The 12,777-nt window shown below is 35.3% G+C and carries 8 protein-coding genes; all 8 read right to left on the reverse strand.

Annotation, left to right across the window (positions count from 1 at the left end; genetic code table 11):
• Positions 1-15: 15 nt before the first annotated feature.
• Positions 16-921 (reverse strand): GYDIA family GHMP kinase, encoded by a 906-nt coding sequence (locus H560_RS0112605; protein WP_027380378.1) that lies wholly within the window; start codon positions 919-921, stop codon positions 16-18.
• A 13-nt stretch (positions 922-934) separates the two neighbouring features.
• Positions 935-1,810, reverse strand: a complete 876-nt coding sequence (fabD, locus tag H560_RS0112610) for an ACP S-malonyltransferase (RefSeq protein WP_027380379.1) — start codon at positions 1,808-1,810, stop codon at positions 935-937.
• 70 nt (positions 1,811-1,880) lie between these two features.
• A complete protein-coding gene (locus H560_RS0112615) occupies positions 1,881-3,803 on the reverse strand; it encodes a LysM peptidoglycan-binding domain-containing protein (RefSeq protein WP_051289324.1) in 1,923 nt (640 codons plus the stop codon).
• A 37-nt stretch (positions 3,804-3,840) separates the two neighbouring features.
• Positions 3,841-5,430, reverse strand: a complete 1,590-nt coding sequence (bshC, locus tag H560_RS0112620) for a bacillithiol biosynthesis cysteine-adding enzyme BshC (protein ID WP_027380381.1) — start codon at positions 5,428-5,430, stop codon at positions 3,841-3,843.
• 15 nt (positions 5,431-5,445) lie between these two features.
• Positions 5,446-7,377: a putative porin gene (locus H560_RS0112625; RefSeq protein ID WP_027380382.1), complete on the reverse strand. Its 1,932-nt coding sequence runs from the start codon at positions 7,375-7,377 to the stop codon at positions 5,446-5,448.
• Positions 7,378-7,507: 130 nt separating this feature from the next.
• A complete protein-coding gene (locus H560_RS0112630) occupies positions 7,508-8,308 on the reverse strand; it encodes a hypothetical protein (RefSeq protein WP_027380383.1) in 801 nt (266 codons plus the stop codon).
• A gap of 19 nt (positions 8,309-8,327) precedes the next feature.
• The gene (locus H560_RS0112635) at positions 8,328-9,869 is read right to left on the reverse strand and encodes a RagB/SusD family nutrient uptake outer membrane protein (protein ID WP_034752832.1); all 1,542 of its coding nucleotides are present in this window, start codon (positions 9,867-9,869) and stop codon (positions 8,328-8,330) included.
• Between the two features lie 22 nt (positions 9,870-9,891).
• Positions 9,892-12,765 carry a SusC/RagA family TonB-linked outer membrane protein gene (locus H560_RS0112640; protein WP_027380385.1) on the reverse strand — a complete coding sequence of 958 codons (2,874 nt, stop codon included), beginning with the start codon at positions 12,763-12,765 and terminating at the stop codon, positions 9,892-9,894.
• Positions 12,766-12,777 lie beyond the last annotated feature (12 nt).

Raw genomic sequence — 12,777 nt, forward strand, 5'->3', positions numbered from 1 at the left:
TTTGTAATTTATTGATTAAGAATCAATTAAATCAGACCATTCGAAAATAGTATTAAAATCTTTTCCCCAAAAATAGTCCTTAAACCCTTCAAATTTTGAGCTCATTACAAAATCTCCGCCCCATGCCCCTAAACTTTTAACGAAAACCGGGCAATCTGCGAAATACTTCTCTTTAACTGTGGGAATTTCAAGGAATTCTGATATTTTTTGCTCATGAATTAACATAAGCTCTGAAAAATTTTCCAATTCTTTGCATAACAAAATATTCTTTGTAAGATTCGAAAATTCTTCAACCAGTTTTTGGGACCTTTTTTTTGACTTGTAAAAATTGATTCCTTCACGGCTGTTCTGCTTCTGATTTAAATGAATAAATATAAGCTCATTTTTAAAAGGAGGATTAAAATTTACCCTTTCATATTTGATTTCGGGAACGCTTTGATAAAGAACCGCTGATTTTTCTTTTGCAACGGCAATATCATACCCGCTTCCTCCCAAACTGATGGAATTTAAGTGAAAAGGATCAATCTCTGCCCATTCCGCCAGATTATTCATCAGGGTAGAGCTGCTTCCCAAGCCGTAATCTGCAGGAAACTGAAGGTTTGTTTTTAGATTGTAAGTAAAATTATCTTTGAATTTAATGGTAGAAAGTGACTGAACGTTTTTTAATGTTTTTACTATAAATTCAGCACTTGAGGGGATATTGGTTTCTAAAATCTGCCAGCTTTTGTAATCGATGACAGCTTTTAGCCATAATTTGTTTTGATGGTATGCTTCCCAGAAGATCAGCGATTTTTGATCGTCTTTTTCTTCAAAGGAAAACTCTTGTCCCAGCCTGGTAGGTACCGCTAAGACAAGAGCCCCGTCTATAGCGAAATATTCTGAAGTAAGCATTAGCTTTCCCGGTGAAAATATCTCGCCCATGATTTTTTATTTTTTAGATTGCAGATGCAACGTCTACGGAAGAATCAATTTTTTTGATTAATCCCTGTAACGTTTTTCCAGGTCCAACTTCTACGAAATTAGCTGCCCCGTCTTTAATCATATTCTGCACAGACTGTGTCCATTTTACAGGCCCCGTCAATTGTGCGATAAGGTTTTTCTTGATTTCGTCCGGATCAGAAATAGCCGTTGTAGTGATGTTCTGATAAACAGGAATTGTTGCTTTTCTGAACTTAGTCTGCTCAATAGCTGAAGCCAGTCTCTCCTGAGCCGGCTGCATTAATGGAGAATGGAATGCTCCGTTTACCGGCAGCAATAAAGCTCTTTTTGCTCCTGCTTCCTTTAATTTTACGCAAGCTTCTTCCACCGCAGCAGTTTCCCCTGAAATCACCAATTGCCCTGGACAGTTGTAATTTGCAGGAACTACGATTCCGTTTATTGTAGAACAGATTTCTTCCACTTTAGCATCTTCCAATCCTAAAATTGCTGCCATAGAACTCGGATTTGCATCACAAGCAGCCTGCATTGCTTTTGCTCTTTCGGAAACCAGTTTCAGACCATCATCAAAGGATAAAACACCATTGGCTACCAACGCTGAAAACTCTCCTAAAGAATGTCCTGCCACCATTTCGGCTCCAAGACCGTTCACTGCTTTAAGGGCAGCTACCGAATGTATAAAAATTGAAGGTTGGGTAACCTCTGTTTTCTTAAGATCTTCATCCGTTCCGTTAAACATAACGGAAAGGATATCAAACCCTAAAATTTCGTTGGCAGATTCCATCATGTCCTTAATGTCTTTTCTAGAATCATATAATTCTTTCCCCATTCCTACGAACTGAGAACCCTGCCCTGGAAATACAAGTGCTTTCATGTATTAATTTAAAATATTATGCAAATATAAATATAATGTTAACGATATTCTTTAAAAGCGATTAAATCATTTATGGAACTAGCCTGATTACACGATATCCGGTATTTACATACGCACCGTTTGCTTTAGATTTTACAAACTCGAATTTTGTTGCCAGCTGAGTCTGTACTTTATTCATTTGCTTAAAGATCTCTCCTTTTTTGTTTTCTCTGGTCAGCATGTCGTTGACAACATCAAAACCTACGATTGCAAATTTCGGAGGAGTTTTGCAGTATTTAGCTTTATAAGCAGCAAGGATTTCTTTTTCGAAGCTTCCTTCCGTGTTTATTTTTCTGTCCATCAGGTAAACCAGATTGGCCTGACTAAGATCATCCACTTTTTTCTCAAAAACCGGAGCGTAATGCATACTGAACGCTTTTACTCCCTGAACTTCTTTAGACAAAGCTATGACTTTATTGGCAAAAGCTTCACCTGCCGCGTCATTGTCAGTTGCAAGAATGGCAATCACCGGTGCAGACTGCCCTGTCATCATATTTTGATCAAGCTTAATATCTGCAGAAGAATCTACAATGGTAACGCTTGGATTTTTTAAGGTTTTCTCAAGACCTGCTTTGATATAATTGGCATTTTCTTTTTTAGAATCTGCAACCACATAGATTTTCTGGTCAGAATAGGCCGCTTTTACTTCCTCCACAATCTTATCTGCATAGGTCTGGTCATTGGTTTCCACAATAATCAGGTTGCTGTAATTATACAGTTCCGGAGAGTTGGCAAAAGGTGCTACAATCGGAATTTTCTGATTTTTTGTAAAGTCAAGAACATCAACAACATTTGACTTGAAGAAAGGCCCGATAATTAAATCTGTATTATCCGGATTCAGCTGTGTCAAAGAATTCCTGAAAGTCGCTTCATTCCCTGAATCAACAATTTTTACTTCAAGCTTTTGTCCGTTTCTGGCATTTCTTTCAATGGCAAGCTTGGCTCCGGTAAGGAAATCCATCGCCATAGTTCTGTACTGGGTCTCATTTGTACTGTACCCGAAAGGCAGCATTAAAACCACGCTTAATGCATCCCCGTTTTTCTTTACATAAGCAGGATCAAGTTTTTTTATTTTTAAAACCATTCCTGTTTTTAACCCGTGAGATAATTCCGGGTTAAGAGCCGTCAACTCATCAATTGTAATTCCGAATCTGTTTACAATAGAGAAAACGGTATCGCCCTGCTGAACGGTGTATGTTACATAATCATCTGCAACAGCAGTATTACCGGAAGCATTAGGCCTTTCGTTTCCTGAATCCATTTTTTCTTTAGAAGAAACGGGTTCGGAAACTGTATTTGTATTAGATTTTTTTACATTTATCTTCTCACCAGGCTTAAGACCTTTATCCTCAAGGCCCGGATTTAAAGCAAAAAGCTCTTCTTTAGTAATATCGAACTGCTTTGAAATTCTGTAATAATTGTCTTTTGCCTGCACAATGTATTCACCTTCCGAAGCGGTGGCAACCGGAGTTTCGATTGTTTTTTCCACAGGGCTGGTAACAGGTGTAGTAGTCGCAACTTGCTGCTGATCTCCGCCGTATTTTTTGATGCTTTCAAGAGGTAATGTAATCTCGTCACCGATTTTCATGTGAGAATCCAGCTCCGGGTTCAGCTTACGCAGGTCGGTTTCTGAAATTCTGTATTGTTTTGTAATTCCGTAGATGGTTTGCTTTGGCTGAAGAATGATCTTACCAACCTGAGAATTATTCACAGGTTTTGTAGAAACAGCCGCTTTTGCAGAAGCTGCTTTATCATTTTTAACGGTCAAAATATCGCCGATCGCCAGTTTGCCGTCTTTTACCTTTGGGTTCAGTTTCAGCAATTCATCTACAGTCATCCCGTATTTTTTTGCAATATTGTAGGGATTGTCTCCCTTTACAACAGTGTGCGATCTTTGGGCAGAAACTCCCAAAACCATACATAAACTGGATAGAATAAAAAACCTCTTTATCATATTCGATGATTATAATTACAAAAATACTTCTTTAAAATTAAATGGCAACAATTATTAGTTTTGACTCCTCAATTTGCATTTCTTCTAAACAAGTTTCAAGCCATGAATATCCATAATCTGCAAAAAATACGCTAAAATTATAAACCCTTTCCTGCCAATTCTTAGAAGGATGTACATCTAAAAACAAATTTTCCAGTCTTTCCAACAATTCTCTTTGTTTTATTTTTTCTGCGTGAAGAAGGCGTTTTTTCATTCTTTTGAAAGATTTCAGCTGCCTTACTTCTTCTGCTTTTACCATATTCCCGAAAGATCTTTCAGTGGTTTCCGCAATCGTTTTTAACTCTGAAAAATTATTTACCAAAAGATTCTCCTTCTCGTCCAAAGCGTTCAGAATCTCATTATTATCCAATATTTTGTTATTGGTAATCGCTGCGAAATTTTTGAAGAAATCTTCTATATTTAAGCCTAGCTTATCAATTTTACTTAAAGTTTTTTCTTTTAAAAACAGCATTGAATTCCTCGGAATAAGGATAGGAAAAGGAATATTGATTTTTGTGAAATAGTCTTTAAGCTCCAGCCAGTACATGATTTCAGCATTTCCTCCGATATATGCAAGGTTGGGAAGCATCGTTTCCTGGTAAACAGGCCTCATCAATGCATTTGGGCTGAATTTTTCAGGAAAATTTTCCAGCTCACTTAAAATTTCTTCTTTTGTAAAGCTGATATTTTTATCGACAATGATGTATTTCCGTCCGTCAAATTCAATTCTGTCACGCGTTTCAGAAAGATAAAAAAGATTGATTTCACGCGGGTTTACCTGAACTTTCCCATATTTCTCGGTTAAAAAATCTACTTTCTCTTTTGAGTTTTTATTCAGACTAAAATGAAGAAGCTCATCTTTAAACGTTTCTTTAATCTGGCTTTTCAATGCTTTTGAATCTCCATCCACAATGAGCAGTCCGAAATCCGAAAACAGACGATTAACTAAAATCTTAATAGCCTGCGTCAAAGTATTTCCGGTTTTGTAGGCTTCTTTTAACATTAAAATCAATTCCGTACCGAAAACATAATCTTTGAATTCCTTTTCAAATTCTGAAATAAAAAACGTATCATTTATCTGGATTCTTCCGACAGCACCACCAGACTTTTCATTGGTCTCATAATAGTTATTCTCTGTTTTGAAATGATTAATTTCCGCAAAATCATGATCCTCGGACGCCATCCAATACACAGGAACAAAATTAAAATCCGGGAAATTCTCTTTTAAATAAGAGCATGTCTTGATGGTCTGTAAAATTTTATATACAAAAAATACCGGCCCCGAAAACAGATTCAGCTGATGTCCGGTTGTGATGGTAAATGTATTCGGCTGCTTTATGTTTTCCAAATTCGTTCTTTGGCTTGATGACAGCTTTAGATCCGAAAGCTGGCTTTCAATAGTATCAGACAATTTTTCCCTCTGCTGCAATGATAATGTATTATCAATTTTTAGGTGGATCTGCTGGCGGAAATTCTCCAGGGAAAATGTTTTATTTTCAAAACCTTCAATTTTTTGATTTAAAAAATCCTTTATTAATTGAGGAATGCTTTCTATATCCTGAAATGATATTTTTTTAATAGTTTTCAACTTTGGTGAAAATTTTTAGTTGAACAAATACCACACAATTCCGATATTCAACCTAAAATCATAAGTTGGGTAGCTTGGAAATGCGTAAGCTTTATTATGCGAGATGACGGTTCCGATCTGCTGACCTTCGATAAAGAAGAACATTTTTTTAACTTTCATATTAAAATAAAGATCAACCATTGGCTGTCCACCGATCGAGAATGAATTGGTTCCCGGCAGAATGTACTCATTAAGAATAGGGAAATATTCTCTTGAAGCAAATTTTGAAAAATAATAAACCTTTATCCCCGCCTGAATTTCTGCAGCTTTTTTAAATGCTTTTGACTGGAAGAAAAGATTAGCTCGTCCGATAAATCCGGGCATAGGTAAAAGATCCTTATTGGTAAGCGCGTTCTGGAACTGAAGTCTTGTATTCAGATGAAAACTTCCGTAACTGAATGTGGCATCTCCTCCAATTTGAGAAATATTGAGTGAGCTTTCGCTTTGTCTTGGCATTGCAGTCATGTCAAAATAGGTATAATTATCTATTCTGAAATAATTGGCAAATAATTCCGTTTTGAACCACTTCAGGTTAATGCTCCCCCCGATTTCCGTGATGGACTGATTTTCTGCATTCTGGAGATAATAGTTAAAATTATTATATACCGAAGTATTCAACAGATAATTGAACGAAGGGTAAGCACTCTGGAAATTTACTTTTGCATTGACAAAATAGTCTTTTATTGGCTCAAATTTCAAATTGTTGGTGGTTTTTACATAAGTTCCAAACTCGCTTCCATTTGAAAATTCTGCAAATGAATTCAATTGAATCTTATCAAAAAGTTTAATTTGTAAATTCCCGACTGCACCAATTCTGCTTTCCTTAATTTCCGTAGGAATCACTAAAAGCGGAAGAACAATTTCACTGGTTCCGAACTTTAACATCTGATAACGGACTCCCGCGTCCAGCTTGAATTTTTCATTATCCCAAACCAGGCTTACCGTATTGCTGAAATTATCCGAATATTTTTTTGAAGTAAGCGGGGCACCGTTTACAAGCTCTGCCGGAACATCATACCAGTAAGATTCCGGAGTTGTTTGTGTATAATAATATTTATTTCCCTGATGAGAAATTGTATGTCTTAATTTAAAAGGAATTTTCTCTGATTTGAAAGGCGCAAACTGATGTGTGAGGTAATATCTTCTGTAAGAAAACTGAGAACTTGATGTTTCCAGATTCACCTGCATATTCTGACGGTTTCTGGAGTTGCTGTCCCCGTTTTGAAAAAGGCTGTCCACTGCAATTCCTCCATTTTCCTGGTTGTTTACATTTTGATGTAAATAGTGGGCAAACAATTCATAATTTCCGCTTTTTGAAACATAGTGCCCTGAAAATAAAGTATTGTTATTGGAAGCCAAAGAATTCCTGTAAAGTCCCTGCGAACGCAATCCCATATATTCTAAAGCAAAATTAAACCTTTTTCCTATATTTTGGGTATAGGATGATCTCAAAGCAGCCCCGTTTTTCATGGCATTATGATAAATGAAAGTGGCTGTCGGTGTTTTAACATCATAATAATGAATATCATTAACACCTAAAATACCGTAAGATTTATTGGTGGGCAATAAAGCCAGATTCTGCTCAGCATTCACTTCATAGGACAGCGGATTAAATCCCGCCCCAATATTTGCAAACTGAACTTTTCCAAAATTGTCTTTATTATTGTATTGTGAAAAAATATAGGTTTTATCAAAAGTCATCACCGTATCAAACACTTTTTTCTCCGAGAATTGTGTCTGATAGAGATAATCATTAATGGTAGGCTTAAATATTTTTAAAGAATCCTTCTTCCCGGAATCAATCACCAATGTATCTTCTTTGGGAAGCTTATTGGAATCTGTTTTGTTTACGACCTGCGCCTGTACAGTGAGACTCAGAAAGAGTATTATTGAAAGTATATACTTCATGTGTTCATTTATATTATGCAAAAAATGATGCTGTAAAGTTATACCATCAAATTTTGTAAAGCAAAAATAAGAAATAATGGGGAATAAAAAACCCCGTCGTAGGACGGGGTTTTTATTATGAATAAAAAAATTATATTCCTTGGAAAACCTCTTTCTGATTTCCAAAAGTTCCTGCAGTAACAAAGTAATTCATGTATACTGTAAGCTTTCTAGTACAAGGATTGAAAATTGAAATTAAAGTAGCATCAGTAGATGCCTTTGCTTTAATCATTCCATAAGTTGGATGAAGAGTCCCTGTTTCTTGTTCAGGCACACTAACAACAAAAGTTTCAGGGTTATAGTTTAACACTAAATCTATACCTATATCCCAAAAATCTTTTACTAAAATTTGGTTAGCCACTGTACTTTCCACGATTTGGTATGTACCTCCAGGACCTGCATTCCACCAAGTTTCTGTATTTGTAAAATCTCCTACAAAGTAAGATATAGGACAAGTTAATGATACATCTAGTGTAAATTCATTATTAAATGCTGCAATTGGCAAAGATGAAGATTCTAGTCTGAAAACTGCTTTTTTCCCACTTTGAACTGCTCCAGCTTCTAATAATTTTACAACAAATTTACCCATTGTTTCACCATTTGAAAGCTCATCAGTTGCATTTACAATTTGGAAATCTGTTCCTAATACTGCTGTGGATTTAGCCTGATCAAAAACTAATTTAACCTGGTGACTTCCTTCTACTCCCTTAAGAACTCCGTAGTTAATATCAAAGTCAGAAGATGTAGAGCCTGCTACAACAAAAGCACTAGCAGTGGTTCCTTTATTAAACTGTACAAAAGAATCCCCATCATAGTAAGGCTCCTCCTCTTGTTTACATGAAGCAAGAAGTACAGTAATAAAAAGAAATATTATTTTTGAAAAATTTTTCATAACATTATTATTTTAAAAATTAATAACCAGGATTTTGCTGGATTGATGGATTTCCTAAAATTTCTGAAGATGGAATTGGTAATGTAAATCTATAATCAGTAATATTAAGAGTAAGAGGTGTATTTGGGTTGAAATCATCATTAGCATTTCTATCAATACTTACTCCTGCCTCAGCACCAAGTCTTCTCAAATCAACATAACGGTGTCCCTCAAAAGCAAGCTCTGCACGTCTTTCAGCCAAAATATCTCTAAGTGCATCAACTTTGCTAGAATATACCGGTAAAGTAGCTGTAGAATTAAATCTTCTTGCATCTCTTACCGCTTTGATATATGTAGCTGCCGCCACATAACCTGCCGGAGTTTGAGCTTCACACTCTGCAAGAATGAAATACATTTCTGATAATCTGAAAACTTTTACATCATTTCTTAATGGTGCGTTTGTTTTACCAGGATATTTATCTATAATATACACTCCTTGTGCAGGTACAGAAGTTGGATCTATAAATGCATATCTTCTAATATCTAATGAATATTGAGGAGTTGTACCACTTGACACATTCAATCTGTTGAATAGGTTCAATCCTACAGTCCATAATGGAGAGCCTGACAGGTTAGTTGTATTAGTTGTATAGATACCTGCAATATTACCTCCTGTTCCACTTACTGGTCTACTTAATGTAAATAAATTTTCACCGTTATTTAAATCAGCCCAAAGTCTTCTATATGGGTTGGTTGGAGCAGCTGCATAAAATGCTGTATTCCATGCTGCAGTACCTGGAGTTCCTGTTGGAACAGGAGTAGAAACTGTCAGAGAAACACCTGAACTCGTTACTACACTTTGAGCATATTGTTTAGCTAAAGTATAGTTTTTTCTATATAGGTACATTCTAGCTCTCATTGCATTCACTAGAGTCTTACTTGCAAAGAAAGGAAAGTTATGCGCAGTTGGAGGAGCAAGATTATTTTCTGCATATTGCAAATCAGATTCTACTAAAGCCCAAATATCAGCATTCTTACTTCTGGGTAATTGCTCATCAATTTCAGGAACCCTGTTGATCAATATTACACCTAAAGCATTATCATCAGCCATATTTGGAGAGAAATAAGACTCTAAGTTCAAATAAGCTAAAGCTCTCAATGTTCTTGCTTCTGCAAGTATATTATTATATGTTACAGTTTCAGAAGCATCAGGTGTGATTTTTTCAGCAGCTTCTAATAATCTGTTAACTCTATTGATATTAGTATAATTTTGTATCCAAATAGCAGATGCATATCCATCATTTGGAGTTAATACATATCTATATAATCCTTGATCTTGTCCTGTATTACTTGGTCCTACTCTTAATTCATCTGTAAAAACAGAAGAAAACTTAATTTGGTTTGTAACATCAACACTCGTATATACTGATCCTAGTAAATATTTTTCTAAGTCTGATGTTGTTTTAAAAACAGTTTGGTCATTAAGTTCGCCTTCCTGTACGATATCAATAGCATCTTTACAAGATACTAAAACAGTACAAGCGAAACACACTGTCAATAGTTTATAAAAAATATTTTTCATTTTTATTATTAATTACTGTTAATTAAAAGTCAATATTAGCACCTAAAGAAACTGTTTTCATATTAGGATATACTGACGTTGAAGTTGCGAAAGTTGGTTCAGGATCAAATCCTTGCCATTTTGTAAATGTTAACAAGTTTTCTGCTTGTAAAAATACTCTAACTCCTCTGATTCCGCTATTACCAAACATCTCACTAGGAACCTTATATCCTAATACAACATTTTTTAATCTGATGAAAGAAGCGTCTTTTAAGAATCTGTCAGAATTTCCGTTATAAGCAAAGTTTGTTGCAAATAAAGAAGGTACGTTTGTATTAGTGTTATTAGCTGTCCAAGCATTTAATAATTCTCTAGATACATTATATCCGTCAACTGTTGTAGAATCATATACATAATCTAACTGATTATCATATTTGTATGCTCCTTGCTGATATGAGAAATGAACATCTAAAGTAAATCCTTTATAAGATGAATTTACACCGAAACCACCAACCCATTTTGGCAAGTAGTTTTTACCTGTTGCTCTAGCATCTCTGTTAACATCTGGAGTTTCAGTAACATTTCCGTTGATATCTAAGAACAATAAGTTACCATTACTCTGATTTACTCCTACGTAAGGAATCATGTACCATTCAGATAACTGACCTCCTACTACATTTCTAATACTTCCTGTTGTTTGATTTTGGATAAGGTCAACAATCTTACTCTTATTATAAGCCGTGTTAGCATATACAGATAATTTGAAATCTGAATTTCTAAATAGGTGATACTTTAAACTAGCTTCTACACCTTCATTCTGTAATTTTCCGTTGTTTCCATTGATAGAATATAAACTTGTAATTGCAGAAATGTTAATTGGACTATATAATTTATCCGTGCTTTTTTTGTAATAATCTAAGCTACCTTCTAATCTTCTGTTTAAGAACATATAGTCTAAACCAACATTAAACTGTGAAATTTCTTCCCATTGAATGTCTGGGTTTGCAATTACTCCTGTATAATACACTGCATTGTTATTATTATATCCTAGCCCCACAGTATTTGTATCCCTAACCAAGTTAGTTCCTACAATTAATGGGTTGGTTCCATAAGCAGCAGTAACAACTTGAGCATTACCGTTAGTACCATACGAAGCTCTTAATTTTAACATATCAATATTGGAACCCTGCATAAAGTTTTCTTTATCAATATTCCAACGACCTGCCACAGCCCAAAAAGTAGCCCATTTGTTATCACCAGTAAATCTATAACTTCCGTCTCTTCTTACTGTACCAGAAACACCATATTTATTAGCATAATCATAATCAAAAGTTCCAAAATAAGCTAATGTACCAGCTGTAATTTTAGACGTGCTGTTTGATGGGTTATAAATATTTGGAGTTGCTGGATTGAATGGGATCCATCCTGTTCCAGCTCCGAATGACCAGTTTAGTGGGTTCAAACCATTTTGACGTCCTGAAGTAGCCTCATAGTGAACTTTCATATAATCTAAATAAGCGCCAAGATCAATTGTGTGCTCTCCAAAAGATTTTTTATAACTTACGTTAGTAATTGAGCTGAATGTAAGATCTGTTGATTTAACATTATCTTCAACTCCTCCATACTCCGTGCCTGAAGAAGAAGCAACAACTAAAGCTAAATAAGACCAAGGAGCTCTTGCGAAAATTCTTTGATTATACTTATAATCAATACCTGTTCTGTTACCAACGGTCAAGTCATCAGTAATTTTATAAGACAAAGCCGCATTTGCAATAATACTAGTCTCAGTAAGTTTGTTAGGAAGCGTTCCTTTTAAGATATCTTGTAAAACATACACGTTATTACCATTACTAAAATCAGAACCAATACCATTTAATAAATCCTGACCATTAGCATATACATCAGGTGCTAAAGTTGGCAAACCTACAATAGACCCTAATAGAGGATTTTGTATAACATTAGAATTAATATCACCTCTGGTTTCCTCTTCTAACTGATGTCTTACAGAATGACCTAAACCAATATTTAGTGAGTAATTAAATTTATTATTTTTCGATTTACCCATTAAGTTATTCCTTAATGTAAATCTTTGGAAATCTGTAGTAGGCACGATACCATCCTGCTTCATATATCCAACAGAAGAATAGTTACTTAAATTCGCACCTCCTGCTGATATTTGTAAATCATGACTTTGAGTTATACCCGTTCTGAAGAATTGCTTTCTCCAATTTGTATTCGTTGTATAATTTGCAATTTGTTCAGGAGTCATATTAGCACCCTGCCCTAAACCTGCACGATTTTGAATTGTCAGCAATTCTTGTGCGCTTGCCATATCATATTTTGTTTCCGGCAAGAAACTTGTCCCTATACTTGTATTATAAGAAACATCAAATCTAGTTCCATATCTTCCTCTTTTCGTATTGATGATAACTACACCATTCGCCCCTCTGTTACCATAAATTGCAGTTGCAGCAGCATCTTTAAGAACTGAAGAACTTTCGATGTCGTTTGGATTTAAGTTACGAAACTGTGTTGCATTAGAGATCATACCATCAATTACATATAATGGATCAGACTGAGAGTTAATTGAACTTACCCCTCTGATGATTAGATCCATTTTTGCAGAACCTGGAGATCCTGAAGTAGAACTTACACTAAGACCAGCAACTTCCCCCTGCATTGATTGTAAAAAAGAAACATTGGGTCTGTTTTCCAATCTTTCTCCTGAAATCGTTACAGAAGCAGTAGCATTTTGTGGTTTAGTCTGAGTTTTACTATACCCTAATACCACAACTTCTTCAATGTTAGAAGTCTTTGGAACAGTATCGGTTACCTTTTTTGTTGATTGCGCCATTGTTAGCTGTCCTCCTATAAAGAACATAACTCCAGCACTTAGCACTTTTAGTTTACCATTCATTATTAACAAAAT

It is taken from the genome of Chryseobacterium daeguense DSM 19388 (assembly GCF_000430825.1).
Lineage (GTDB): Bacteria > Bacteroidota > Bacteroidia > Flavobacteriales > Weeksellaceae > Chryseobacterium > Chryseobacterium daeguense.

Coding starts and splice junctions, on each gene's coding strand:
- H560_RS0112640 (WP_027380385.1), bottom strand. CDS start 12,765: ATGAATGGTAAACTAAAAGTGCTAAGTGCTGGAGTTATGTTCTTTATA.
- H560_RS0112605 (WP_027380378.1), bottom strand. CDS start 921: ATGGGCGAGATATTTTCACCGGGAAAGCTAATGCTTACTTCAGAATAT.
- H560_RS0112630 (WP_027380383.1), bottom strand. CDS start 8,308: ATGAAAAATTTTTCAAAAATAATATTTCTTTTTATTACTGTACTTCTT.
- fabD (WP_027380379.1), bottom strand. CDS start 1,810: ATGAAAGCACTTGTATTTCCAGGGCAGGGTTCTCAGTTCGTAGGAATG.
- H560_RS0112635 (WP_034752832.1), bottom strand. CDS start 9,869: ATGAAAAATATTTTTTATAAACTATTGACAGTGTGTTTCGCTTGTACT.
- H560_RS0112625 (WP_027380382.1), bottom strand. CDS start 7,377: ATGAAGTATATACTTTCAATAATACTCTTTCTGAGTCTCACTGTACAG.
- H560_RS0112615 (WP_051289324.1), bottom strand. CDS start 3,803: ATGATAAAGAGGTTTTTTATTCTATCCAGTTTATGTATGGTTTTGGGA.